At 70.1% G+C, this 23,858-nt stretch carries 23 protein-coding genes, 1 tRNA gene and 1 pseudogene; 13 read left to right on the top strand and 12 right to left on the bottom strand.

Going from position 1 to position 23,858, the window contains the following annotated elements; translation table 11 throughout:
• The first annotated feature begins 177 nt into the window (after positions 1-177).
• The 4 genes and pseudogenes from AC067M_RS33530 to AC067M_RS33515 form a co-directional block, all read left to right on the top strand.
• A tRNA-Arg gene (locus tag AC067M_RS33530) sits at positions 178-250 on the top strand.
• 267 nt (positions 251-517) lie between these two features.
• Complete coding sequence (locus AC067M_RS33525; protein WP_478700817.1) at positions 518-1,177, top strand: ankyrin repeat domain-containing protein; 660 nt, start codon at positions 518-520, stop codon at positions 1,175-1,177.
• Positions 1,178-1,271: 94 nt separating this feature from the next.
• Positions 1,272-1,988, top strand: a complete 717-nt coding sequence (locus AC067M_RS33520) for an Lsr2 family DNA-binding protein (protein WP_478700790.1) — start codon at positions 1,272-1,274, stop codon at positions 1,986-1,988.
• A 164-nt stretch (positions 1,989-2,152) separates the two neighbouring features.
• Positions 2,153-2,455, top strand: a pseudogene (locus tag AC067M_RS33515) (MFS transporter); the annotation flags it as partial.
• Positions 2,456-2,472: 17 nt separating this feature from the next.
• Here AC067M_RS33515 and AC067M_RS33510 read toward each other — a convergent pair.
• From AC067M_RS33510 to AC067M_RS33500, 3 genes are all read right to left on the bottom strand, one after another.
• A complete protein-coding gene (locus AC067M_RS33510; RefSeq protein WP_478700789.1) occupies positions 2,473-2,892 on the bottom strand; it encodes a hypothetical protein in 420 nt (139 codons plus the stop codon).
• Between the two features lie 180 nt (positions 2,893-3,072).
• Entirely contained in the window at positions 3,073-3,990 is a 918-nt protein-coding gene (locus AC067M_RS33505) for a DMT family transporter (protein WP_478700788.1), read from the bottom strand.
• 267 nt (positions 3,991-4,257) lie between these two features.
• Positions 4,258-4,737: a MarR family winged helix-turn-helix transcriptional regulator gene (locus AC067M_RS33500; RefSeq protein ID WP_478700787.1), complete on the bottom strand. Its 480-nt coding sequence runs from the start codon at positions 4,735-4,737 to the stop codon at positions 4,258-4,260.
• An 81-nt stretch (positions 4,738-4,818) separates the two neighbouring features.
• Here AC067M_RS33500 and AC067M_RS33495 point away from each other — a divergent pair, with 81 nt between their 5' ends.
• The 8 genes from AC067M_RS33495 to AC067M_RS33460 all read left to right on the top strand — a co-directional run bounded on the left by AC067M_RS33495 (position 4,819) and on the right by AC067M_RS33460 (position 15,011).
• Positions 4,819-5,208 (top strand): HGxxPAAW family protein, encoded by a 390-nt coding sequence (locus AC067M_RS33495; protein ID WP_478700786.1) that lies wholly within the window; start codon positions 4,819-4,821, stop codon positions 5,206-5,208.
• Between the two features lie 48 nt (positions 5,209-5,256).
• Positions 5,257-6,141 (top strand): DUF2797 domain-containing protein, encoded by an 885-nt coding sequence (locus tag AC067M_RS33490; RefSeq protein ID WP_478700785.1) that lies wholly within the window; start codon positions 5,257-5,259, stop codon positions 6,139-6,141.
• Between the two features lie 240 nt (positions 6,142-6,381).
• Positions 6,382-7,122: a response regulator transcription factor gene (locus tag AC067M_RS33485; RefSeq protein WP_478700784.1), complete on the top strand. Its 741-nt coding sequence runs from the start codon at positions 6,382-6,384 to the stop codon at positions 7,120-7,122.
• Entirely contained in the window at positions 7,119-8,714 is a 1,596-nt protein-coding gene (locus AC067M_RS33480; protein ID WP_478700783.1) for an ATP-binding protein, read from the top strand. Before AC067M_RS33485 ends, AC067M_RS33480 begins: the two co-directional genes overlap by 4 nt.
• 14 nt (positions 8,715-8,728) lie before the next feature.
• Positions 8,729-10,234 (top strand): bifunctional glycosyltransferase family 2/GtrA family protein, encoded by a 1,506-nt coding sequence (locus tag AC067M_RS33475; protein ID WP_478700782.1) that lies wholly within the window; start codon positions 8,729-8,731, stop codon positions 10,232-10,234.
• Positions 10,231-12,486 (top strand): ArnT family glycosyltransferase, encoded by a 2,256-nt coding sequence (locus tag AC067M_RS33470; protein ID WP_478700781.1) that lies wholly within the window; start codon positions 10,231-10,233, stop codon positions 12,484-12,486. The genes AC067M_RS33475 and AC067M_RS33470 overlap by 4 nt, the downstream gene beginning before the upstream one ends.
• Before the next feature lie 136 nt (positions 12,487-12,622).
• Entirely contained in the window at positions 12,623-14,137 is a 1,515-nt protein-coding gene (locus AC067M_RS33465; RefSeq protein ID WP_478700780.1) for an MFS transporter, read from the top strand.
• A gap of 112 nt (positions 14,138-14,249) precedes the next feature.
• On the top strand, positions 14,250-15,011 hold the full coding sequence (locus AC067M_RS33460; protein WP_478700779.1) for a TetR/AcrR family transcriptional regulator: 762 nt from the start codon (positions 14,250-14,252) through the stop codon (positions 15,009-15,011).
• Between the two features lies 1 nt (position 15,012).
• Here AC067M_RS33460 and AC067M_RS33455 read toward each other — a convergent pair whose 3' ends face one another.
• The 4 genes from AC067M_RS33455 to AC067M_RS33440 form a co-directional block, all read right to left on the bottom strand.
• Positions 15,013-15,483, bottom strand: coding sequence for a PPOX class F420-dependent oxidoreductase (locus tag AC067M_RS33455; RefSeq protein ID WP_478700778.1), 471 nt, complete (start codon positions 15,481-15,483; stop codon positions 15,013-15,015).
• 136 nt (positions 15,484-15,619) lie between these two features.
• The gene (locus AC067M_RS33450) at positions 15,620-16,477 is read right to left on the bottom strand and encodes a YceI family protein (protein WP_478700777.1); all 858 of its coding nucleotides are present in this window, start codon (positions 16,475-16,477) and stop codon (positions 15,620-15,622) included.
• A 130-nt stretch (positions 16,478-16,607) separates the two neighbouring features.
• Positions 16,608-19,064 (bottom strand): MFS transporter, encoded by a 2,457-nt coding sequence (locus AC067M_RS33445; protein WP_478700816.1) that lies wholly within the window; start codon positions 19,062-19,064, stop codon positions 16,608-16,610.
• A 94-nt stretch (positions 19,065-19,158) separates the two neighbouring features.
• Positions 19,159-19,701, bottom strand: coding sequence for a MarR family winged helix-turn-helix transcriptional regulator (locus AC067M_RS33440; RefSeq protein ID WP_478700776.1), 543 nt, complete (start codon positions 19,699-19,701; stop codon positions 19,159-19,161).
• Between the two features lie 196 nt (positions 19,702-19,897).
• Between AC067M_RS33440 and AC067M_RS33435 the strand changes: the two genes are divergently transcribed.
• Positions 19,898-20,089: a hypothetical protein gene (locus AC067M_RS33435; RefSeq protein ID WP_478700775.1), complete on the top strand. Its 192-nt coding sequence runs from the start codon at positions 19,898-19,900 to the stop codon at positions 20,087-20,089.
• Between the two features lie 36 nt (positions 20,090-20,125).
• Here the strand turns inward: AC067M_RS33435 and AC067M_RS33430 are convergent, their stop codons facing one another.
• From AC067M_RS33430 to AC067M_RS33410, 5 genes are all read right to left on the bottom strand, one after another.
• Complete coding sequence (locus AC067M_RS33430; RefSeq protein ID WP_478700774.1) at positions 20,126-21,058, bottom strand: hypothetical protein; 933 nt, start codon at positions 21,056-21,058, stop codon at positions 20,126-20,128.
• 80 nt (positions 21,059-21,138) lie between these two features.
• Positions 21,139-22,026 (bottom strand): RNA polymerase sigma factor SigF, encoded by an 888-nt coding sequence (locus AC067M_RS33425; protein ID WP_478700773.1) that lies wholly within the window; start codon positions 22,024-22,026, stop codon positions 21,139-21,141.
• Between the two features lie 245 nt (positions 22,027-22,271).
• Complete coding sequence (locus AC067M_RS33420; RefSeq protein WP_478700815.1) at positions 22,272-23,147, bottom strand: RNA polymerase sigma factor SigF; 876 nt, start codon at positions 23,145-23,147, stop codon at positions 22,272-22,274.
• 188 nt (positions 23,148-23,335) lie between these two features.
• Positions 23,336-23,629, bottom strand: a complete 294-nt coding sequence (locus AC067M_RS33415; protein ID WP_478700772.1) for a Dabb family protein — start codon at positions 23,627-23,629, stop codon at positions 23,336-23,338.
• Positions 23,630-23,660: 31 nt separating this feature from the next.
• Positions 23,661-23,837, bottom strand: a complete 177-nt coding sequence (locus AC067M_RS33410; RefSeq protein ID WP_166662320.1) for a hypothetical protein — start codon at positions 23,835-23,837, stop codon at positions 23,661-23,663.
• Between the last annotated feature and the right edge of the window lie 21 nt (positions 23,838-23,858).

Below are 23,858 nucleotides of genomic sequence, written 5' to 3'. Positions count from 1 at the left end.
CCGACCGGGGCTTCGTCGTTCCCAAGATCGCCCACCGGCCCCCTGGAGCACGTTTTCGCAGCTCACAAGCGGTGCGACGAACGGATTTCACATGTCGACGGCAGTCATGTAATGTTCTTCCTGTCGCCGAGAGCGGGCCGCAAGGGCCGGGACCGGCGGCAAAACTAAACAAGACAAGCACTCGTAGCTTAACGGATAGAGCATCTGACTACGGATCAGAAGGTTGCAGGTTCGAATCCTGCCGAGTGCACACAGACCAGAGGCCCCGGATCACTCCGGGGCCTCTGGCATTTCGGGGTCGTACAGCAGCGAAGTACAGCAACGGTTGATGTCAGGCGTTGGCACGCTTCCCACTCCGCAGTCTCCGCCGTGCAGCGGTTTACGTACTCGTCGCCCCAGGCCGGAACTCTGGGAGAGGCCGAAGCCGAGCATGTGGGCCCACTTGTGCAGGCGCAGGTCGTCGAGTTCGGGCCGGGAGGCTTCCGACCGGGTCGGTTAGCGTGCAGACGTGATCACCATGAATTGGGACGGCATCACCGACCGCGAGCGTTTCAACGGCTGGTACCTGGACGAGCGGGACCGATTGGCGGACATGGCCCGGGACGCTGACTGGAACGGTCTCTTCCAACTGCTGGGCAAGAATCCGGGGTGGGCCAACCTCCCCAGGGCCGGCAACCGCAGCGGCTTCACCGCGCTGCATCAGGCGGCCTGGCACGGCGCGGACTTCTCCGTCGTCTCCCGGCTGGTGGCGCACGGCGCCTGGCGGACGCAGCGCACGCGGGACGGACGGCGCGCCGTCGACGTCGCGCGGGAGCGAGGGCACACGCATCTGCTGGAACTGCTGGAACCGGTCGCGGTACGGCAGCTTCCCTCTCCTTCGGACGCACTGGAGCACCACTTCCACTCGCTGCTGCGGGAGACGACCGGACGCTGCTTCGAGGAGATCGAACACCTGCTGCCGCCGCTGTCCCCCCTCACGGAGGGGCCGTCAGTGAAAATCTTCTTTCAGGTGATCGGCATGATGGGCGGCTTCTTCTACCACCTTGAGCACGACCACGTGCATGTGAACGCCAGCTCGCGGATGGACTCCGGCGGCGGAGAGCACTACCGGGTGACCCCTCAAGGACATTCCAAGATCGACAACACGCGCGTGCCCTCGCCGCCCCCGCCCGGGTGAGTCAGTCCTTGTCAGTGGTCCCGCATACGGTCTTCCCATACACAGGTGGGCCTGCTCCGCGTGTCTGCGCATGCTACGGAGGTGGAGATCGCACATGAGTGAAACTCCGGTGCACGAGTCAGGAGACGTACGAGAGGCGTGGGGCCGGGTGACCGCGTGGCTTGAGCGGCACGACCCTGAAGTTTTCGCTGCCCTCGGCGGTCCGGGGAGCCAGGCGGCCATCAGCCAAGCCGAGCTGCGCATGGGGCTGGAGCTGCCGAGGGAGATGCGCCAGTGGCTTCTGGCGAACGACATCGATGCCGGCAGGCAACCCGATGCCCATTCGTGTCTGGTGGCGCTGGGGTGCGACATCGCCATCCTCGGCGGCCATCTCCTTCTGGGCCTGACGGACATTCAGCGGGTCTACCTCAGCCGGATGGGCTTGGAGGAGATGCAACCGTCCGCAGACCCCGACTATCCGCTCTGGCGCCGTGAGTGGGTGCCAATCGCCGCGGAGCGCGACGGCCTCTACGGGACGTTTCTGGACACGCGCAACGGAACCGTCGGAACGTGGGCTGAAGCAGACGGTCCTGAGGAAGGCACATACGCCTCGTTGTTCGCCTTCTTCCAGGATGCGGCGGACCGGCTGGAAGGAGTCTCCTCGGGAGACTGGAGAGGCCCTGGCAGGCCGGCCAGATCCCGTGAGCTCGATTCCCCCCGTCCGGAGGACGAGCCGATACGCCTCTGGGCCCGCACCAACGGCTATCTCGTAAATGATCGTGGGCGTATCCCCGCAGCCATCCGCGAGGCTTACGAAATGTCACGGAGATGAGCACTGCCATGACCAGCACCGGCAGGGCCTGATGGAGAGCCCTGCGAGGAAGTCCCCGTAGTACCTGGGGGCGCGCTGGTCCGGTCGCGGATCCACAGCAGAGCGCCAATGGCTGCGCAGGTCGCGGATATCGCGTACAGCACCCTGGCGGCGCGCGAGGCCGGTCTGTCGGGGCAGTCGTGCTGCTGATCGTGTGGGGCGTCGGCTACGGCGCGGTGCCCGTCGCCTCGCAGACCTGGTTCGCCAGGGTGGCGCCGACCACCCCCGAGGCGGCATCGGTTCTGTTCACGGCGTCCTTCCAGGCCACGATCTCCGTCGGTGCGCTTCTGGGCGGAGTGGTGCTGGACCACACCTCGCCGTCGACAGTCATGCTGTGGGGCGGCTGCACCGCGGTGTCCATGGTGCTTGCACTGGGCGCCCACTCCGCCAGGCTGTTCGCCTGGCGAAGCGGGGCGGACGGTGCCTGAGACGGCGCCCGGTGCGGTTACGCCGTCGGCAGCTTGCCGCTCTTCGTCTGGACCTCGTCCATGAAGTCGACGTCGTTGGAGTTCATCCGGTAGACGTTGATGCGGACCTTGTGGCCCTCGGGGATCGCGAAGGCGCAGGACTTGAAGGAGCTGGTCTGGCAGGTGCCCTTCTTCTTCTCCGCGGTGACGTCGTAGATCTCGGTCCAGATGTAGTGATTGTCCTTGCTCAGGTCGTCGACGACGACGCGCTCGTCGTCCCGCGCGGAGTCGCGCGGCTCGAAGACGACCATGGCCCGCTTCTTGCCGCCCGAGTAGAAGTAGTCGACCGTGTTGGGCTTGGCGGCGGCGCTGGCCGTGCCGATGCCGGCGGTGAGGGCGAGGCCCACGGCGGTCATGGTCGTGACGCCCAGACGGACAAGGGGCTTCCTGAAGTTCACGCTGTGCTCTTTCCCCGCTTCGTTCCTCAGGGGGCCGGTGTGGTGCTGTGGTCATGAGCCCCCGTGCTTGACGATCTTCCTATCACGCAGGTCAGACGGCCTCCCGCAGGTCACAGCACCCTCACGGGCGCTCCACATCCCCTTCTCCGGGCCCCGGATCCCTCCGGGGCCCGGGGGCTGTCATCCGTCGGTTCCGGGAGTCGTCTGTTGGAGGGCGATCGAGGTCAGGACCAGGAGCACGCCGAGGGACTGGAGAGCGGTCAGAGGGTCGTGTTGGAGGAGGACCGACAAGGCCGTGGCCGTCACGGGTTCCAGCAGGACGGCGATGACTCCGGCGGTGGGGGTGGTGCGGTGGAGGCCGGCGAAGTAGGCGGTGTAGGCGATGGCCGTGGGGAAGGCGGCCAGGAAGGCCAGTGCCGCCACGGTGTCCGGGCGGGGGGTGAGGGTCATGCCGGTCGTCAGGCCTATGGGGGACAGGAGGAGGCCGCCCGCGAGGAAACTGAGGCCTGTTGTCGCGGTCTGGTCCTGGGTGGGGAGTGGGGTGCGGTGGGTCAGGGTGAGAGTGGCGAAGCCGGCCGCGGCCAGGAGAGACAGGGCTGTTCCCGTGGTGAGGTTGGCCGTGGAGGTGGTGGGGGAGTCGAGGAGCAGGGCCAGGCCGCCCACCGCGATCAGGATCGATGCCGTCGCGCGAGGGGTCGGCAGGCGGCGGTCCAGCACGGCGGAACCCGTCGTCACCAGGACCGGGACGGCGACCATGGTCGTGAGTGCCGCCAGGCCGACTGAAGTGGCCTGTACGGCTGCGAAGTAGGCCGCCTGGAAGAGGGCCAGCAGGGCGCCGGACGTGGCGATGCGGATCGCGGTCGAGCGTGTGCGGGGCAGGGAGCGCAGGCGGCCCGTTGCCATGGCGTACGCCGTGATGAGCGCTCCGCCGGTCAGCAGGCGGTACGCGGCTACGGCGGCCGGTTCGAGTCCCGCCGAGGCGGCGAGCAGGGAGCCGGCCAGACCGCCGGTGCCCCAGAGGACTCCGGCCAGGACAAGCAGGGCGGTGCCGCCCGACCGCTTGGAGCGGGCGGGCGTGAGTGAGCTGTGCGTGAGCATACGAGGGCTCCGGCTTCGACGTGGATGAAGGCGACGTCGGAGCGGGGCACCAAGGGGATCAGCGGCGGAAGGGTCCTCCAGGCACGCCGAATTGAGGCCGCGGCCACGGTGATGCGGCAGCCGGGCCCGTCAACACCCCGCTCAGGAGCGGGGCGGTGGGCAGATGATGCGAAGCCGGTTCGGGCGCATGGCGGACACAGTAGGCGGGCCGGGGAGCGCTGAGCAGCTCCTTTTCGGCCCGGCGTCCGCGCCTACGGGGCTCAGGGCTCACCTCTCCCTCCCGCGCAGTTCCTCCAACGACTGCCGCGACAGTGCGAGCGTGCGCGTGAACCAGTCGGTCAGGAGGGCGAGTTCCTCGGGGGAGTACTCGGCGAAGAGGGCGTTGACGCGGGCGTAGTGGGGCTCGTAGAGCGCGTACACACGGGCCACCGCCTCCGGCTCGGCGGCCACGCGGACGCGGCGGCGGTCCGTGGGGTCGGGGCGGCGGGTGACGTAGCCCGCGCGTTCCAGGCGGTTGAGGATGCCGGTCACCGCGCCCGTCGTGACGTTGGCCCGTTCCGCGAGGTCGCCGGCGGTGAGGAGGTTCTCGCCCGCCTCCAGGACGAAGGCGAAGCAGGTGAGGTCGGTGACGTTCAGGCCCAACCGCTGGGCGATCTCCTGTTGGGCGATCAGGTGGGTCGCGATGAGGTGGTCCATAGCCGTCATCGCCGCTGCGGGGGTGGCGGGCGGGCGCGGCTCGGCGTGCATTGCTGTTTCCCTTAGTTCGTGAGATATTTGGCTTGCTAAATTCTTAGATGGTGAGAGGAATCGCGGAAGAGGAGCGGGCACGTGAGCGCACAGTACGACGAGGGGCACACGATCGCAGGATGGACCGGGGTCGGCGTCGCGACTGTCGGGTCCAGTGTGGCCGGGGTGGGGGTGTGTGTGGTCTCCGCTCCGCTCGTGAGCGGAGGGCTGGCGATCGTGGTCCTCGCTCTCCTGGTCACCTGGGGCCTCCATCTCGCCGGGTGGGGCAAGCCGCCGGGTATTCGGCCCAGAGAGCAGTGGGGTATGCGGGTACGGGACACGCGGGCTCGGGGCGGGCACGGGGAGTGCCTCGGGTGTCGGCTGGCGGGGCGTGGGCGCCGTACGGCCGATGCGGCGGCGGCTGTTCCTACGGTCACGGTGACGGCGAGCCCGTCGAGTCCCGAGGCCGCCGTCGCCGAAACGCTTCGCTGAGGCTCGCCCGCGTCCTCTTGTCAGTGGCGGCCCCTACTCTCGACGGCAATGGGACAGGCGTGGAAGTGCTCGGGACTGCGGTGGGCCGCTGAGGGTCCCGTGCTGGTGTGGGACGGGGGGCGGGTCAGTCCGCTGTCCTGGGGAAAGCGGGTGGCCTTCGGGGTCGTCGAGGGGGGTGTGCGGACGTGTGTGGGTGCGCGGGGGAATCCGTGTCCGGTGCGGGCGGGAGTGTCGGGGCGGAGTGCGGGCGCGCGGTGCGAGGAGTGTGCGCGGCTGGACCGGGCGCACTCCGTGGCCGCCGACACGATCGCGGACGATCCGCGGACCTATCGGGTGTACCTGGCCTGGTTCGGGCCCGGCATGGTCAAGGTCGGGATCACGGGCCGGGAGCGCGGCTCGGCGCGGCTGCTCGAACAGGGCGCCGTCTGTTTCAGCTGGCTCGGCACCGGGCCCCTGATGGCCGCCCGGCGCACCGAGGAACTGCTCCGGGCCGCGTTGCGCGTGCCGGACCGGATTCCGTACGCGGAGAAGCGGGCGGTGCGGTCCGCGTTGCCGCCGACGGAGGAGGAACGGGCCGCCGAGATCGCCGAGTTGCACGCGCGGGCGGTGGCGCTCGGCGGCTGGCCGGAATCGCTCGCGCGGGAGCCGTTCCAAGCGGTGGACCACGTGACGGCGTTCGGGCTCGACGGGGTGCCTCCGGCGGTGGGCGAGGTGGGCGAGCTGGTCGCCGGTGGGGTGGTCGGCGGTGAACTGGTGGCGGCCGCCGGGCCCGATCTGCATCTCGACACCGGTCACTTCGGGGGCGGCGGGGTCGTGGTGGTCGACACGCGGTTGATGAGGGGGTGGGAGCTGGTCCCGGTCGCCGCGGGGCAAGTCAGCGTGCCGGTGAAGGAGTTCAAGAGCACCGGGCACCTTCAGGACGGACTGTTCTGACACCGACGGCCCCGACGGCCCCGACGGCCCCGACGGCCCCGACGGCCCCGACGGCCCCGACGGCCCCGACGGCCCCGACGGCCCCGACGGCCCCGACAGCCCATGAGGCGGCTCCGAAGGCGAAGATCAACGTGGTGTGAGAACTTCCCAGGCGTTTCCTGGGAGGAGCCTGTGCGTTTCTCAGGAAAATCACAGACTCCGGAAAGCGTGCTCTCAGAGGACCCCGACAAGGTGTCCACCATGACCACGACCTCGCCCCAGGGGCGCACCGAACTGCTGAGGCCGGACGGGAGCCCCGTCCGCGTGCTTGTGGTGGACGACGAGCTGTCGATCACCGAACTGCTGTCCATGGCCCTGCGCTATGAGGGCTGGCAGATCCGGAGCGCGGGTGACGGGACGGGCGCGATGCAGACCGCGCGCGAATTCCGGCCCGACGCCGTCGTCCTGGACATGATGCTGCCCGACATGGACGGGCTGGGCGTCCTGGGGCGGCTGCGGCGTGAGCTGCCGGACGTGCCGGTGCTGTTCCTGACCGCCAAGGACGCGGTGGAGGACCGGATCGCGGGCCTGACGGCCGGCGGTGACGACTACGTCACCAAGCCGTTCTCCCTCGAAGAGGTCGTGGCCCGACTGCGCGGGCTCATCCGGCGCTCCGGTGCCGCCGACCGCCGCTCCGACTCCATGCTGGTCGTCGGTGACCTCACCCTCGACGAGGACAGCCACGAGGTGTCGCGGGCCGGGGAGAACATCCACCTCACCGCCACAGAGTTCGAGCTGCTGCGCTTCCTCATGCGCAACCCGCGGCGCGTGCTCAGCAAGGCGCAGATCCTGGACCGCGTGTGGTCGTACGACTTCGGCGGGCAGGCGAACGTGGTCGAGCTGTACATCTCGTACCTGCGCCGGAAGATCGACGCGGGACGCGAGCCGATGATCCACACCCGGCGCGGCGCCGGCTACCTGATCAAGCCAGCCGTCTCATGAGTGGGCGACGACGGCCGCGCCCGCAGAGGCGAACAGGCAAGCCGCGCACCCTGCGCACCCGGCTCGTCGTCGCATCCGTGATGTTGATCGCCGTGGTGTGCGCGGTGATCGGTACGGTGACGACCCTCGCGCTGCGGTCGCATCTGTACGAGCAGTTGGACGAGAAGGTCGACGACACCGGCAGGCGTCTGTCGGGACCCATGAAACCCGGGGGCGGCGACGACTCGGACTCGACGGACAGGATCACAGGCTTCGCCGAGGGACCGGCGCAGCCCAAGACCATCGCCGCCGAGGTCGGCACCGACGGCACGGTCACCCAGGCGGTCATCGCCGAGGAGGACTCCAACGAGAAGGGCCCCCTCCAGCGGAACAAGGCCGTCGGCCTCACCGACGAGCAGAAGGCCGCTCTCGCCAAGGCGCCGACCGGGGGCGTGCACACCGTGGACATCCCCGGCCTCGGCGAGTACCGCGTGCAGTACGTCCTAGGCAAAGACGGAGGCACCTACTACGTCGCCCTGCCCACCGAGTCGGTCAACGCCACCATCAACACCCTCATCCTCGTCGAGGTGAGCGTCACCGGTGCCGGTCTCGTCGCCGCCGCCATCGCGGGCTCCGTCCTCATCGGCGTCGCCACCCGCCCCCTCCGCAAGGTCGCCGCCACCGCCACCCGTGTCTCCGAACTCCCCCTGCATACCGGCGAGGTGAACCTCAGCGAGCGTGTGCCGGAGTCCGAGACCGACCCGCACACCGAGGTGGGCCAGGTCGGTGCCGCGCTCAACCGGATGCTGAACCATGTGCACGGCGCGCTGCACGCACGGCAGCAGAGCGAGATGCGGGTACGGCAGTTCGTGGCCGACGCCAGTCACGAGCTGAGGACCCCGCTCGCCTCCATCCGCGGGTACGCCGAGCTGACCCGGCGCGGCAGAGAAGAGGTCGGGCCGGACACTCGGCACGCCCTCGGGCGGATCGAGTCCGAGGCCGGCCGTATGACCCTCCTCGTCGAGGACCTCCTGCTGCTCGCGCGCCTCGACGCCGGGCGGCCGCTCCAGTTCGACCAGACCGACCTGGTACCGCTCGTGGTGGACACCATCAGTGACGCCCGCGCGGCCGGCATGGACCACAACTGGCGCCTCGACCTGCCGGACGAGCCGGCCCTGGTCCCCGGGGACGCGGCCCGGCTTCAGCAGGTGCTCATCAATCTGCTCGGCAACGCCCGCAAGCACACCCCGCCGGGTACGACCGTCACCGCGCGTGTGCAGCGGCGCGGCCCGTGGATGTGCGTGGACGTCCAGGACAACGGTCAGGGCATTCCGCCGGACCTGCTTCCGCACGTCTTCGAACGGTTCGCGCGCGGCGACTCCGCGCGCTCGCGCGCCACCGGGTCGACCGGTCTCGGCCTCGCTATCGTGCAGGCCGTGGCGACCGCGCACGGCGGCGCCGTGACCGTCGACAGCGTGCCCGGGCAGACCGTGTTCACGGTGCACCTGCCCGCGCTGGGCCCCGCCGTGCCGCAGCCGTCGCCGGAGACGAACTGGCAGATGGACTCACAGGCACAGCACAGCACCACCACATGGGCGGAACAGGGCGCCTGACGAGAGTCGTTCGCATGCGAACCGACTCTTCTCCCGGCACCCTGCCGGCGCGGGAGCACCTCCCGGCCGCAGCAGCCGGTACGCCTGTCCTGGACGTAGTGATCCCCGTCTACAACGAGGAGAAGGACCTCGAGCCGTGCGTCCTCAGACTGCACGACCACCTGAAGCGGACCTTCCCGTACCCGTTCCGCATCACGGTCGCGGACAACGCGTCGACGGACACCACGCCCCAGGTGGCGGCACGGCTCGAGGCACAGCACCCGGAGGTGAGGTCCTTCCGCCTGGAGCAGAAGGGCCGCGGCCGGGCCCTGCGGGCCGTCTGGTCCGCCTCGGACGCCCCGATCCTCGCCTACATGGACGTGGACCTGTCCACCGACCTCAACGCGCTGCTGCCGCTGGTGGCGCCGCTGATCTCCGGCCACTCCGACCTGGCGATCGGCTCCCGGCTCGCCCGTAGCTCCCGCGTGGTCCGCGGGCCCAAGCGGGAGTTCATCAGCCGGGCGTACAACCTGATCCTGCGCGGCTCGCTCCAGGCCCGCTTCTCGGACGCGCAGTGCGGCTTCAAGGCGATCCGCAGGGACGTCGCCCAGGTGCTGCTGCCGCTCGTCGAGGACACCGGCTGGTTCTTCGACACCGAGATGCTGGTCCTCGCCGAGCGCGCGGGGCTGCGGATCCACGAGGTGCCGGTCGACTGGGTCGACGACCCGGACTCGACCGTGCACATCGTGAAGACGGCGACCGACGACCTCAAGGGCGTGTGGCGGGTGGGCAAGGCCCTCGCCTCCGGTTCGCTGCCGCTGGACCGGCTCACCCGCCCGTTCGGCGACGACCCCCGCGACCGCGACATCCAGGACGTGCCGAAGGGCCTCGCCCGTCAGCTCGTCGGGTTCTGTGTCGTCGGCGGCCTGTCCACCCTCTTCTACCTGCTGCTCTACAGCGTCTTCCGGCAGTTCGGCGGCTCGCAGATCGCCAACGCGCTCGCGCTGCTCGTCTCGGCCGTCGCCAACACGGCCGCCAACCGGCGCCTGACCTTCGGGGTGCGCGGCCGCGGCGGCGCCGTACGCCACCAGGCGCAGGGTTTGGTCGTCTTCGGTATCGGCCTCGCCCTGACCAGCGGCTCGCTCGTCGCCCTGGGCGCGGCGACGTCCGACCCCGCGCACTCCACTGAGCTGGCGGTCCTCATCGCCGCCAACCTCGCGGCGACGGTCCTGCGCTTCCTGCTCTTCCGCGCCTGGGTGTTCCCGGACCGGCGGGAGAGCGGTTCCGAGCCCTCGACCGTCGTCGGCGCGCACAACCCGTCCCACCCGGCCTCGCATACGTACGCGACGGTGGGTGCCGCCCCGCAGCAGGGCCTGTACGCGCCGCTGCCGCAGCGTCCGGTGACGCACACCGCGTACGGCACCACCTATGACACGACCGAGTTCCGCGCCGGTGAAGCCGCGGACGGCTCCTGGAGGGACGCCACCATGCGGTTGCAGCCGACGCGTCCCCACGACACCGACACGGGGGACTCCCGATGACGATCCACTACGACCGGACGTACGACTCGTCGTACGACCAGACGACGGACCAAACGACCGACCAGGCGACGGACCCGGCGACCGACCAGACGACCGTTTCACGTGAAACGGCTCCCCCGCCCGCCCCCGAGTCCGGTGAGCCCAAGCAGCCCCTCGCCCGCAGACTGTGGCGGGGCCGGCCTGAGGACCCCCGCTGGGCGCGCCCCGCCTTCCTCGGCCTGCTCCTCGCCACCTGCCTGCTCTACCTCTACAACCTGAGCGCCTCCGGCTACGCCAACTCCTTCTACTCCGCGGCCGTCCAGGCCGGCAGCAAGAGCTGGAAGGCCTTCTTCTTCGGCTCGCTGGACGCGGCCAACGCCATCACCGTCGACAAGCCCCCGGCCTCCCTGTGGCCGATGGAGCTGTCGGTGAGGATCTTCGGCCTGAACTCGTGGGCGATCCTCGCCCCTGAGGTCCTCATGGGTGTCGGCACGGTGGCCGTGGTGTACGCGTCCGTGCGCCGCCGGTTCAGCCCCGGGGCCGGTCTGATCGCGGGTGCGGTGCTCGCGCTCACCCCCGTCGCGGCGCTGATGTTCCGCTTCAACAACCCGGACGCGATGCTGGCGCTGTTGATGGCGGTCGCCTGCTACTTCGTCGTCCGCGCCCTGGAGGACGGCCGTACGAAGTGGCTGGTGTGGGCCGGTGTCGCGATCGGCTTCGCGTTCCTCGCGAAGACGCTCCAGGCCTTCCTGATCCTGCCGCCGCTGGCGATCGTGTACGCGGTCTGCGCGCCGGTGAAGCTGAAGAAGCGCCTTGGGCAGCTCGCCCTGGCCACGGTCGCGCTGGTGGTCTCCGGCGGCTGGTGGGTCGCGATCGTCGAGCTGTGGCCCGCGTCCTCCCGCCCGTACATCGGCGGCTCGCAGAACAACTCCTTCCTGGAGCTGACCTTCGGCTACAACGGCCTCGGCCGGCTCAACGGCGAGGAGACCGGGAGCGTCGGCGGCGGCGGTGGCGGCGGCAACACCGGGCAGTGGGGCGAGACCGGCTGGGACCGGATGTTCAACTCCGAGATCGGCGGCCAGATCTCCTGGCTGCTGCCGGCCGCGCTGGTCCTGCTCGTCGCGGGCCTGGTGGCCACGCGCAAGTCCCGGCGCACGTCGGTGACCCGCGGTTCGTTCCTGGTCTGGGGCGGATCGCTGCTGATGACCATGGTCGTCTTCAGCTACATGGCGGGCATCTTCCACCAGTACTACACGGTGGCCCTCGCCCCCTACATGGCGGCCGTGATCGGCATGGGCGCCGGGACCCTGTGGGAGAAGCGCACCGAGTTCTGGGCGTCGATCACCCTCGCGGCCTCGGTCGTGGCGGCCGTGTCCTGGAGCTACGTCCTGCTCAACCGCACCCCCGACTATCTGCCCTGGCTGAAGTGGCTGGTCCTGATCGGCGGCCTCGTCGGCGCCCTCGGCCTGATCTTCGCGGGCCGCGTGACCCGGCAACTCGCCCTCGCGGCGGCGTCCGTGAGCGTCGTGGCCGCGCTGGCCGGACCGATCGCGTACACCCTCAGCACGCTCCAGGAGGGCCACACCGGCTCCATCGTCACGGCCGGTCCGGCGGGCGCGAGCATGATGGGCGGCGGCCGGGGCGGCCCCGGCGGCGGTGGCGGCATGCGGGGCGGCTTCGGAGGCGGGATGCCGGGCCAGCCGGGCCAGCCGGGCCAGCAGGGCCAACAGGGCCAGAACCAGCAGGGCAACGGCTTCCCCGGTGGTGGCATGCCGGGCCAGAACCAGCAGAACGGCAACGGGGGCACGCAGGGACAGGGGCAGAACCAGCAGGGTGGCGGCACGCCCGGCGGCCAGACCGGCGGCGGCATGGGCGGCGGTGGCGGTGTCGGTGGCCTGCTCAACGGCGCCTCCGTCACCTCCGAGGCGAAGAAGCTGCTGGAGACCGACTCCGACCAGTACACCTGGATCGCCGCCGCCATCGGCGCGCAGAACGCCGCGAGTTACCAGCTGTCCACCGGTGACCCGGTGATGGCCATCGGTGGCTTCAACGGCACGGACCCGTCGCCGACGCTGGCCGAGTTCAAGAAGCTGGTGGAGGCAGGCGAGATCCACTACTTCATCGCGGGCGGCGGCATGGGCGGCGGTGGCATGAGTGGCGGCAAAAGCACCTCCAGCACCTCCTCGCAGATCACCTCGTGGGTGGAGGAGAACTTCAAGCAGGTCACGGTCGGTTCGGCCACGTTCTACGACCTGACACAGCAGGCGAGCTGACGCCCGACGCGGGTACGACCGACAGAGGGCGGTGGCAGCGGCCACCGCCCTCTGACGTACGGCTCGTACGGCTCGTACGGCTCATGGCGAGAAACCGCGTTGTACGGTGTATGGGAAACGTTCTACGGTGTACAGCATGACAACGTCCCTCCAGGAACAGGCCCAGACGCACACCCAGGGCCACCCCCAGCGCTGGCTGATCCTCGGCGTCATCTGTCTCGCACAGCTCACCGTGCTGCTCGACAACACGATCCTGAACGTGGCGATCCCCTCGCTCACCCGCGAGATGGATGCGACGACCGCCGACGTCCAGTGGATGATGAACGCGTACTCGCTGGTGCAGTCCGGCCTGCTGCTCACCGCGGGCAACGCCGCCGACCGCTACGGCCGCAAGCTGATGCTGATGTCGGGTCTCGCGATCTTCGGTATCGGCTCGCTGGCCGCCGGACTGTCCCAGAACCCGGCCCAGCTGATCGCGGCCCGGGCGGGCATGGGCGTCGGCGGCGCACTGCTGATGACCACGACGCTCGCCGTCGTCGTACAGATTTTCGACGACAAGGAGCGGGTCAAGGCCATCGCGCTCTGGTCGACGGTCAGTTCGCTCGGGTTCGCGGCCGGGCCGCTGATCGGCGGTGCGATGCTGAACCACTTCTGGTGGGGCGCGATCTTCCTGATCAACATCCCGGTCGCCGTGCTCGGCCTGGTCGCGGTCGCCGCGCTCGTACCGGAGTCCAAGCACAAGGCGGGCGACCGGCCCGACCTGGTCGGCGCGGTGCTGTCGACCATCGGCATGACGGCCGTCGTGTACGCGATCATCACCGGGCCCGAGCACGGCTGGACCTCCGGGCAGGTGCTGGTCGCCGCCCTGATCGGCGTGCTCGTTCTCGGCCTGTTCGTACGGTGGGAGCTGCGGACGGAGCACCCGATGCTCGACATGCACTTCTTCCGCGACCAGAAGTTCGTGGGCGCCGTCGCGGGCGCGATCCTCGTGGCGTTCGGCATGACGGGGTCGCTGTTCCTGCTCACCCAGCACCTGCAGTTCGTGCTCGGTTACGAGCCGCTGGACGCCGGGCTGCGGACGGCGCCGCTGGCGCTGGCCGTCGTCGTGCTCAACTTCTCGGGGGTCGGGGCGCGGCTGGTGCTCAAGGTCGGGACGCCGGCGGCCATCGCGCTGGGCATGACGCTGGTGTCGGCGGGGCTGGCTGCGATCGCGCTGCTCGGCGGGAACGGGTATGGCGGGATGCTGCTCGGTCTGGTCGTGATGGGTGCGGGTGTGGCGTTGTCCATGCCGGCCATGGCCAACGCGATCATGGGGGCGATTCCGCCGGAGAAGGCGGGGGTGGGCGCGGGGATCAACGGGACGCTCGCGGAGTTCGGAAACGGACTCGGTGTCGCGGTCCTCGGCGCCGTGCTCAACTCCCGGTTCGCCTCGCTCGTCGCCGTCTCCGCGTCGTCGTTGCCTGCGGCGCTCGCGGCGGCGCGGGGAGCCGAGGAGAAGCAGCGGATCGCCGACGCGTTCGCCTCCGGCCTGGAGACCAGTCAGTTGGTGGGGGCGCTGGCCGTGTTGCTGGGCGGGCTGGTGGCGGCGGTGCTGCTGCGCAGGGCGGAACGGGCGGACTCGGAGGTGGCCTCCCAGGAGGTCGGGGTTTGATGCGGTGGTGCGGCTGCGGGTCGTGTGGGGTTGATCGCGCTGTTCCCCGCGCCCCTTCAAGGCGCTGCCCACCTAGCATCTTGAGAAGTGACCGTAATCAGGAAGGTGCGCCATGGTGAAGGCAGCCGAGCGGGCCGCGCGGGGCAGTGTGTGGCTGGAGGACAAGGCGGGCCGGCGTGGTCGTAGGGGCGGGCAGCCGTCGGGGCTCGACCGGGACCGCATCACCGAGGTCACCGTCCGGCTGCTGGACGCCGAGGGGCTCGCCAAGTTCTCCATGCGCCGGCTGGCCGCGGAGCTGAACGTGACGGCGATGTCCGTCTACTGGTACGTCGACACCAAGGACGAGCTCCTCGAACTCGCCCTGGACGCGGTCTTCGGTGAACTCAGCCTGCCGGACCCGGAGGCGCGGGACGAGGACTGGCGTGACCAGTTGCGCGCGCTGGCGGCGGCCTACCGCACGCAGCTGGTCCGGCATCCCTGGGTGTCGCCGCTCGCCGGGCGGTACCTCAACATCGGGCCGAACTCGCTCGCCTTCTCCCGCACGGTCCAGCGCGTCATCCGCCGCACCGGGCTGCCCGCGCACCGGGTGACGGGCGCCATCTCCGCCGTCTTCCAGTTCGTGTACGGCTACGGCACGATCGAGGGCCACTTCCTCGCCCGCGTGGAAGACGCCGGCATGACCCCGGACGACTACTTCCAGCACGCCATGACGTCGGTGACCGAGTCGCCCGCGGCCGCCGACGTCATCGAGGAGTCGAAGGACATCATGGCGGCCCGCGGCGGCGACACGGTCGAGGAGATGCTGAACCGCGACTTCACCTTCGCCCTGGACCTGCTGATCGCGGGCATCGAGGCGATGGTGGAACGCGACTGACCTACTCTCCGTCGACCAGCCGCGCCGGGAACCCGCCCGTGGCCACCGGCCCCCACTTCTCCGGCGTGATCCGGATGATCGACTTGCCCTGCTTCAGCATGGCCGCCCGGTACTCGTCCCAGTCAGGGTGCTCGCCGGCGATGTTGCGGTAGTACTCCACGAGGGGCTCGACGGAGTCCGGGGTGTCGACGATTTCGGCGGTGCCGTCGATCTGGACCCACGGGCCGTTCCAGTCGTCGCTCAGGATGACGACGCTGACGCGGGGGTCCCGCTTGGCGTTGCGGGTCTTGGCGCGCTCGGGGTACGTGGAGACCACGATCCGCCCGGAGTCGTCGACACCGCAGGTCAGCGGGGACGCCTGAGGGCTGCCGTCGGCGCGGCGGGTCAGCAGGAGGGCGCGGTGGCGGGGGCGTACGAAGTCGAGCAACTCGTCCAGGGAGACGCGCGTGTTGGTCGCGATGTTCGGTGCCATGGCGCCAGCCTAGGGCCTGTCGTTTGGACCAGGTCGCAGGGAATCGACGGTGCTCACCCCGCGTCTGCGGCGTGATCCAAACGACAGGTCCTAGGCGCTGGGGGCGCCGCCGAGGCTGACCCTGCCGGGCATACGCTCAGGCCTGCGGCAGTGAATCCCCCTGCACGGCCTGGACGTCCAGCTCCACCTTCAGCGTCGTACCGATGGCGGCGATGCCGGCCTGTACGACCTGGTTGTAGTTCATGGCGAAGTCCTCGCGCCGCAGCTCCGTCGTCGCCCGGAACGCGGCCCGGGTTCCGCCCCAGGGGTCGGAGCCGGTGCCGAGGTAGGCGAGGTCCAGGTCGACGGGTCGTACGACGCCGTGCAGGGTCAGCTCTCCGTGCACGGTCCAGCGGTCCTGGCCCGCAGCGGTCAGGCCGGTCGAGCGGTAGGTGATCTCGGGGTACTTCTCGACGTCCAGGAAGTCCTCGGACCTGAGGTGGCTGTCGCGCATGCCGTTGCCCGTGTCGACGGAGGCGGCGCGGATGACGGCCTCCACCCGGGACTTGGTGACGTCGTCCGGGGCGATCTCGATCGCGGCGGTGAAGTCCGTGAACCGCCCGTGCACGCTGGAGATCCCCAGGTGCTGGGCGACGGCGCCGACCGTGGAGTGCGCCGGGTCGACGGTCCACGGCCCGGGCGGCGGCAGTTCGGTGCCGCCCTGCCGGGCCAGCGTGAGCGTGCCGACCTCGGCCCGTCCTCCCCCACTCTCGGCTTCGCTCGAGCGGGAGGTACCCCCACCGGTGACGATCGCGCTGGAGGCGACGGGCGCGTACCCGACGGCCGTGACGATGACGGTGTACGCCCCCGGCGCGAGTTCCGTCGCGTCCCGTACGACGCCGTCCGTGTCGGCCTCGGCGCGCAGCACCTGCGTGCCCGTCATGTCGGTCACCGTGACGACCGCGTGCGACACGGCCCATCCGTCACGGGTCTGAATCCTCGCGGTCAGTCCCATCTCAGCAACTCCTCACAGGGAACCCATGGCACCTGTGGCACCCGTGGCACCCATGGAACGCAGGGAACCGGCCCGCGGCGGGGCACGCCCGAAGCTCGGGACGCGCCGCCCGCCACGGGCCGGGGTCGGTCTACTCGCCGGGGTGGGCGAGCTCGATGTCGTGGCCGTCGACTCCGGTGCCGTTCACCGTCAGCGCGGTGGCGACGGGCGGGTAACCGGTCGCGATGACCGTGTAGTCACCGCCGTCGAGGTCGGCGAAGGCGTACGCCCCGTCCTCCCCGGTCGTCGACGTGCCGATCACGTTGCCCGCCGCGTCGACGAGGGTCACGCGCGCGTCGGCCAGCGGTCCGTGCGGTGCCCGTACGACGCCCTGGAGCTGGGCCCCGGCGTCCAGGTCGACCTCGACGCGGGTGACCCCGGTGCCGCCCACCTCGACGGGCAGGGCGCGCGGCCGGAACCCGGCGGCGTTGACGGCTACCGTCACGGCACCCGGCACCAGCTCGGCGAAGCCGAACTCGCCCTGCTCACCGGTGGTCCCGGTGACCAGCAGATCACCGCGCACATCGGTCACGATCACTATCGCGTCCTTGACCGGCAGCCCGCTCCCCGCGGCCCGCACGGTGCCGTTCAGCCCGCTGGTGCCGCTGAGCAGGATGTCGTACGCGACCGGCTCGTCACCGTTCACGACGATCGTGGACGCCTGCGGCTGGAACCCGTCGGCGGAGGCGATCAGGACGTACGATCCCGTGCCTGGCGCGTCCAGGGTGTAGGCGCCGTCGGCCTGTGCGACCGAGCGGCCCAGCTGGCGGCCGGCGAGCGAGATCAGGGTGACGGCGGCCTGCGGGACGGGCGCGCTCTCGGCGCCGCGGACGTGTCCGCGGACCGGGATGCCGCCACCGGCGGACTCCTTCGTGGCCACCGCTACGGCGGCGGCGAGCCGCTGCGTGCCCTCGGGGCCGGTCTCGGTGTCCGCGACCGCCTGGCTCGTCACGGTCTCCTGCGCGGCGGTCGCCGGGGTCTCGGCGACGACCGCCGGAGCCACGCCGGCTGCCGCCGGAGCCTTCGCCTCGGCCGCCTGGGCCAGCGCGCCGGAGGTCCGCAGCGGGACCTCCTTGATGAACACCGTGACCAGGAAGGCGAGGAAGGCGATCGGGGCGACGTACAGGAAGATGTCGGCGATGCCGTGCCCGTACGCGCTCTCCAGCCAGGTGCGGATCGGCGTGGGCAGCGCGTCCATGTCGGGCAGCGCGCTGCTGCCGCTCGCCTTGGCCGCCGCCATCTGCTCCTTGGGGCTGAGCTGACCGATGGTGTCCTGGGCGTAGTGGGTGATCCGGGTCGTCATCACGGAGCCGAGCGCCGAGACGCCGACCGCGCCGCCGAGGGACCGGAAGAAGGTGACGACCGAGCTGGCGGCGCCGAGCTCGTGCGGGGCGACCTGGTTCTGGGTGGACAGGACCAGGTTCTGCATCATCATGCCGATGCCGAGGCCCATGACCGCCATGAAGATCGCGATGTGCCAGTACGCGGTGTCGTACCGCATGGTGCCCAGCAGACCCAGACCGGCCGTCAGCAGCAGGCCGCCGGCGACCAGCCACGCCTTCCACTTGCCGGTGCGGGTGATGACCTGCCCGGACACGGTGGAGGAGACGAAGAGTCCGGCGATCATCGGGATCGTCATGACGCCCGACATCGTGGGGGACTTGTCGCGGGCCAGCTGGAAGTACTGGCTGAAGAACACGGTGCCCGCGAACATCGCGATACCGACGAACAGGGAGGCGACCGAGGCGAGCGCGATCGTGCGGTTCCTGAACAGGTGCAGCGGGATGATCGGCTCGGCGGCCTTGGTCTCGACGAACAGGAAGACCAGCGCGAGCGCCAGGGCGCCGCCCACCATCGAGTAGGTCTGCCACGACAGCCAGTCGTACTTGTCGTCGGCGAAGGTGACCCAGACCAGCAGCAGGCTGACGGCCGCGGTGATGAAGAAGGCACCGGCCCAGTCGACCTTGACCTTGCGCTTCGTCTCCGGCAGGTGCAGCGTCTTCTGCAGCACGAACAGGGCGATCAACGCGAACGGCACGCCGACGTACAGGCACCAGCGCCACCCGAGCCAGTCGGTGTCGGTGATGACACCGCCGACCAGCGGACCGCCGACGGTCGCGACGGCGAACGTCGCGCCCAGGTAGCCGGAGTAACGCCCACGCTCACGCGGGGAGATCATCGCGGCCATGATGATCTGGGCCAGGGCGGTCAGACCGCCGGCACCGAGACCCTGGATCACACGGGCGCCGATCAGCATGCCGGAGTTCTGCGACAGGCCGGCGACCACGGAGCCGAGGATGTAGACGACCAGGGCTATCTGGACGAGCGCCTTCTTGCTGACCAGGTCGGCGAGCTTGCCCCAGATGGGGGTGGAGGCCGTCATCGCCAGCAGCGCGGCGGTCACGACCCAGGTGTACGCGCTCTGGCCGCCGCCGAGGTCCTTGATGATCTCGGGCAGGGCGTTGGAGACGATGGTGGACGACAGGATGGCGGCGAACATGCCGAGCAGCAGCCCGGAGAGCGCCTCCATGATCTGCCGGTGCGTCATCGGCTCGCCGTCGGAGGGCCCGTGGGAACCTCCCCCGTGCTTGGCGTGAGCCCGCACACCGGCTGGTGTGGTCGTTGCCATGGGCTTCCTTTTCTTACGTGTTCGCAGGTGTACGGGTGGTTGTGTCGAGTACGGCCGGTGTGGGGCCCGTCGGCGGTACGGGTGGCCGGGGTGCCGGCGGCCGCGGTGTCGCCGACCGGGGCGCCGAGCGGCAGTCGCCGAAGCTGGCCCGTAGCCGGGACAGGCTCCGGATGAGCTGCTCGACCTCCTCGTCGGTCCAGTCGCTCAGGCGGTCGGCCAGCAGGTCGGTGCTCCGCCGGGACAGCTCGTCCAGCTGCGCGCTGCCCGCCGGGGTCAGGCGCAGGATGCGCGAGCGCTTGTCCGCGGGGTCGGGGCAGCGCTGGATCCAGCCCCGCTCCGCGACGTGCGCGACATGGCGGCTGGTGACCGACATGTCCACCGCGAGCAGCTCGGCGAGCTTGCTCATGCGCATGTCGCCGTTCCGCCCGAGCAGCGTCAGTACGGCGGCCGAGCCGGCCGGGCAGTCCGGCGGCATGATCCGCCCGAGGTCCCGCTTCACGGCCCCGACGGCGCTGAGCTGACGCGCGAGCTCCTCGTACTGCGCCTGCTCGGCCATCACACCTCCCAGTTATCGTTGCTTAGGGCAACCATAGGACCGCTTGGTTGCTACAGGCAAATAAAGTCGGGGGTGCTGTGGACAAAAACTTGGCAAAGGCAAGTATTGCGACCGTAAACAGGCAGGTGAGTTGCGGTGACAGGGGTCCGTTACCCCCACTTGGGCCGCAACCCCGGATTCGCTAGGGTCTCGGGGCATGGCTAACACCCAGGGCCCCCAGGGCAACCACGATCCCGCCGGCAGCACCCAGATGTTCCGCGCCTTCGTCGACGAGGCCCCCCGGGCCTCGCAGCAGCAGACCTCTTCCGGCCCCCGCGTCGGCCTGATCATCGGCGTGATCGTCGCGGTGGCGATCGTGGCGGCGGTGGCCTGGCTGGCCCTGAAGTAGGGACGAGCCCTGCGGCGACCCCGCCGTCCTACGGCGTCACTTCCACCGCACGGACATGTCCCGCGTCTCCACGTGCATGCCCAGCGGGACGCGCCAGGCCTCGACGCACACCGTCCAGGTCTTCTTCTTACGTGCGCCGGCGGCGATCGGGGCGGGCAGTCGCTCCGTCGACTCGATCGTCGCCCAGTCGATGCCGAGCGCGCCGATGATGTGCGTCCCGAAGGTCACCGTGCCGAAACGGACCGGTGTTCCGCCGGTGTTGTGGAAGGCGACGGTGACCTTCTCGCACCAGCGTCTGTCGGTGGGCTCGCGTTGTGGGGTTCCGGTGGTGAGGGCGGCCGGGGGTGCGGGAATCGGCGTACCGCTCGAAGGCGGGCGGGGTGGTGGGCTCGTAGGCGAGGGGGCGGGTGCTGGGGCGGGGGGCGGGGCGTTCCCGCTGTCTGAGGGGCCCGGGGTCCCCGGGCCTCCTGTGCTCGGTGAGCCTTCCGCGTTCCCCGAGCCTCCTGCGTTGGGCGAGCCTTCCGCGCTGCCCGAGGATCCCGCGTTTCCCGAGCCTCCCGTGTTCTCCGGGCCCGCTTCGCTCTCCGGGCCGCTGCCGTCGCCCGAACCACTGGCGTTCCCCGGAGGGGCGCCGTTCCCCGGGCCGCTGTCGCCCCCGGGACCGTCGCCGTCCCCCGAGCTGCCGTCACGCCCCGAGCTGCCGTCACCTCCGGAACCGTCGCCACTCCCCGGGGCGTTGTCCGACCGGCTCCCGGGCCCGTCCAGCGGCACCAACCTCACATCCCCCGGTGGCCCCATCGCCGTACCCGACGCCGAGGGGCCGCCCCCGGGGCCGATCGCCACGTAGCCGCTTCCGTTCCCGTCGCCGTCCGTCGCGCAGGACGCCAGGATCGCGCCCAGGCAGACGGCGGCCGCCGACGCGCCGGTCAGCGCGCGGCGGCGGCCAGGTGTCCTGGTTGCTCGACGCATCGCGTCAGTGTGGCTGACGCTCCGTCAGGAAGGAAGCCTCTGGGAGCCGGGGGCTCCCAGAACTGCCTGGGCCCCGTGACTCAGTCGGAGATGAGCCCGTCGCGCAGTTGCTGCAGCGTGCGGGTCAGGAGGCGGGAGACGTGCATCTGGGAGATGCCGACCTCCTCGCCGATCTGCGACTGGGTCATGTTGGCGAAGAAGCGCAGCATGATGATGCGCCGCTCGCGGGGCGGGAGCTTGGCGAGCAGGGGCTTGAGGGACTCGCGGTACTCGACGCCCTCCAGCGCCGTGTCCTCGTAGCCCAGGCGGTCCGCCAGGGAGCCCTCGCCGCCGTCGTCCTCGGGGGCCGGGGAGTCCAGGGACGAGGCCGTGTACGCGTTGCCGACCGCGAGGCCGTCCACGACGTCCTCCTCCGAGACGCCCAGGACCGCGGCGAGTTCGGTGACCGTCGGGGAGCGGTCCAGCTTCTGGGAGAGCTCGTCGCTGGCCTTGGTGAGGGCCAGGCGCAGCTCCTGGAGCCGGCGCGGCACCCGCACCGACCAGGAGGTGTCGCGGAAGAAGCGCTTGATCTCGCCCACGACCGTCGGCATCGCGAACGTCGGGAACTCAACGCCCCGTTCGCAGTCGAAGCGGTCGATCGCCTTGATCAGGCCGATGGTGCCGACCTGGACGATGTCCTCCATGGGCTCGTTGCGCGAGCGGAAGCGGGCCGCCGCGTAGCGCACGAGGGGGAGGTTGAGCTCGATCAGGGTGTCCCGGACGTAGGCGCGCTCGGGGCTGTTCTCGTCGAGTGCGGCGAGCCGCAGGAACAGGGAGCGGGACAGGGTGCGGGTGTTGATGGCTTCCGATGCCGTGAAGGCCGGGGCCGGGGTGGCCTCGATGGCCGTAACGTCGTGGAGCGCGGCGTCGGGCGCGGACTCGCTCTTCGTGAGCGTGAGCACCTTCGAGCTGCCCTGGTCTACGGACATGCCACCCCCTTTGGGTCGCGGGACGGTCGCGGCGAACGCTCCGATCGAGGAACGCCGACCTTCACCTGAATACCGGAGCCGAAGCCTCGGCAAACGCGCTTCCCGCAGAATGTCACATGTCGGCAACACGCTGTAGTGACATGTCGACATCTCAGTTACGAAACGGCCCTGGAAAGAGGGGGTCTGACGGATTTTCGGCCCACAACTGTCGGGAACAGCCCTGGTGAGCGATTCGCCCCTGGGGGTTACGCCTCGATCCTGTTTGCGGATCGCAGTCGCTGGAAGCTACGCGCGAGTAGCCGCGACACGTGCATCTGGGAGACGCCGAGTTCCGCGCTGATCTGTGACTGGGTCAGATTGCTGTAGTAGCGCAGGAGGAGGATGCGCTGTTCTCGTTCCGGGAGTTGGACGAGGAGGTGGCGGACCAGGTCGCGGTGCTCCACGCCGTCCAGCGCCGGGTCCTCGTAGCCGAGCCGGTCCAGCAGGCCCGGCAGCCCGTCGCCCTCCTGCGCGGCCTCCAACGAGGTGGCGTGGTACGACCGTCCGGCCTCGATGCAGGACAGCACCTCCTCCTCGGTGATGCGCAGCCGCTCGGCGATCTCGGCGGTGCTGGGGGTGCGCCCGAAGGAGGTGGTCAGGTCCTCGGTCGCGCTGTTGACCTGCACCCACAACTCGTGCAGCCGGCGCGGTACGTGGACCGTGCGCACGTTGTCGCGGAAGTACCGCTTGATCTCGCCGACGACCGTCGGCATCGCGAACGTCGGGAACTGCACGCCCCGGTCCGGGTCGAAGCGGTCGATGGCGTTGATGAGGCCGATGGTGCCGACCTGGACGACGTCCTCCATGGGCTCGTTGCGGGAGCGGAAGCGGGCGGCCGCGTAGCGCACGAGCGGGAGGTTCGCCTCGATGAGCGCCGCGCGCACGCGGTTGTGCTCCGGCGTGCCCGGCTGGAGCTCCTTGAGCTGGCCGAAGAGCACCTGGGTGAGTGCCCGGGTGTCGGCTCCCCGGCGCTTCTCCGGGGCGGGCGCCTCGGCCTGTGCCGGCGCCGGTGCCTGCGCCTGAGGCCGAGCCTGAGCGGGAGTCTCTTCCTGGGGCGGCGCAGTACTGGCCGACACGGTCAACGCCACCTCTTCATCGGTCAACTCATCCGTCAAAAGCGGTCATAGCATCACAAGACATGTGCACTGTGCGCAAGCACCGCATATCTCCGTGTTGAGGGCGATAATGGAGCGTATGGAGCACAAAAGCCCTCCGCCGGACCGGCGGAGGGCTTCGGTGGTACGCGGACCGGAATCCGGCCGTACGCGACTCAGAACTCGTAGTCCGCGACCACCCAGGTGGCGAACTCCCGCCAGAGGGTGACGCCCGCCTGATGGTCGGGGTGTTCCAGGTAGCGCTTCAGGGCGTCCGCGTCCTCGACCGCCGAGTTGATCGCGAAGTCGTAGGCGATGGGCCGGTCGCTGATGTTCCAGCCCAGCTCCCAGAAGCGCAGTTCCTCGATCGTGTCGCCGAGGGCGCGGAAGGCCGCGACGCCCGCGACGACCCGTGGGTCGTCGCGCTCGACGCCCTCGTTGAGCTTGAAGAGGACCAGGTGGCGGATCATGGGGCGCTCCCAGCGTGTGCGGTGGACCTGGCTACTTGGCTCCGCCTGCGATCCACGTCATGAACTCGCCGATGGCCTTGGCGGCGTCCGAAATGCCCTCGAACCCTATCTGGACGTAGTCCGCGGCCTTGGCGGGGTCCGTGATGATCACGTACAGAATGAAGACCACGAGCACGTACACGGCGATCTTCTTGGCGTTCACCGCCACCGCGGCCTCCCCTGTGAGTGA

The organism is Streptomyces sp. NPDC043427, from assembly GCF_056436655.1.
The sequence above is the reverse complement of the archived record's forward strand: the minus strand, read 5'-3'. Positions and strand labels throughout refer to the sequence as shown.

Excerpts from the sequence above, each read along its gene's own strand:
- AC067M_RS33525 (WP_478700817.1), top strand. The coding sequence starts at position 518 with ATGAATTGGGACGGCATCACCGACCGCGAGCGTTTCAACGGCTGGTAC.
- AC067M_RS33520 (WP_478700790.1), top strand. The coding sequence starts at position 1,272 with ATGAGTGAAACTCCGGTGCACGAGTCAGGAGACGTACGAGAGGCGTGG.
- AC067M_RS33505 (WP_478700788.1), bottom strand. The coding sequence starts at position 3,990 with ATGCTCACGCACAGCTCACTCACGCCCGCCCGCTCCAAGCGGTCGGGC.
- AC067M_RS33500 (WP_478700787.1), bottom strand. The coding sequence starts at position 4,737 with ATGCACGCCGAGCCGCGCCCGCCCGCCACCCCCGCAGCGGCGATGACG.
- AC067M_RS33490 (WP_478700785.1), top strand. The coding sequence starts at position 5,257 with ATGGGACAGGCGTGGAAGTGCTCGGGACTGCGGTGGGCCGCTGAGGGT.
- AC067M_RS33485 (WP_478700784.1), top strand. The coding sequence starts at position 6,382 with ATGACCACGACCTCGCCCCAGGGGCGCACCGAACTGCTGAGGCCGGAC.
- AC067M_RS33480 (WP_478700783.1), top strand. The coding sequence starts at position 7,119 with ATGAGTGGGCGACGACGGCCGCGCCCGCAGAGGCGAACAGGCAAGCCG.
- AC067M_RS33475 (WP_478700782.1), top strand. The coding sequence starts at position 8,729 with ATGCGAACCGACTCTTCTCCCGGCACCCTGCCGGCGCGGGAGCACCTC.
- AC067M_RS33470 (WP_478700781.1), top strand. The coding sequence starts at position 10,231 with ATGACGATCCACTACGACCGGACGTACGACTCGTCGTACGACCAGACG.
- AC067M_RS33465 (WP_478700780.1), top strand. The coding sequence starts at position 12,623 with ATGACAACGTCCCTCCAGGAACAGGCCCAGACGCACACCCAGGGCCAC.
- AC067M_RS33460 (WP_478700779.1), top strand. The coding sequence starts at position 14,250 with ATGGTGAAGGCAGCCGAGCGGGCCGCGCGGGGCAGTGTGTGGCTGGAG.
- AC067M_RS33455 (WP_478700778.1), bottom strand. The coding sequence starts at position 15,483 with ATGGCACCGAACATCGCGACCAACACGCGCGTCTCCCTGGACGAGTTG.
- AC067M_RS33450 (WP_478700777.1), bottom strand. The coding sequence starts at position 16,477 with ATGGGACTGACCGCGAGGATTCAGACCCGTGACGGATGGGCCGTGTCG.
- AC067M_RS33445 (WP_478700816.1), bottom strand. The coding sequence starts at position 19,064 with ATGACGCACCGGCAGATCATGGAGGCGCTCTCCGGGCTGCTGCTCGGC.
- AC067M_RS33440 (WP_478700776.1), bottom strand. The coding sequence starts at position 19,701 with ATGGCCGAGCAGGCGCAGTACGAGGAGCTCGCGCGTCAGCTCAGCGCC.
- AC067M_RS33435 (WP_478700775.1), top strand. The coding sequence starts at position 19,898 with ATGGCTAACACCCAGGGCCCCCAGGGCAACCACGATCCCGCCGGCAGC.
- AC067M_RS33430 (WP_478700774.1), bottom strand. The coding sequence starts at position 21,058 with ATGCGTCGAGCAACCAGGACACCTGGCCGCCGCCGCGCGCTGACCGGC.
- AC067M_RS33425 (WP_478700773.1), bottom strand. The coding sequence starts at position 22,026 with ATGTCCGTAGACCAGGGCAGCTCGAAGGTGCTCACGCTCACGAAGAGC.
- AC067M_RS33415 (WP_478700772.1), bottom strand. The coding sequence starts at position 23,629 with ATGATCCGCCACCTGGTCCTCTTCAAGCTCAACGAGGGCGTCGAGCGC.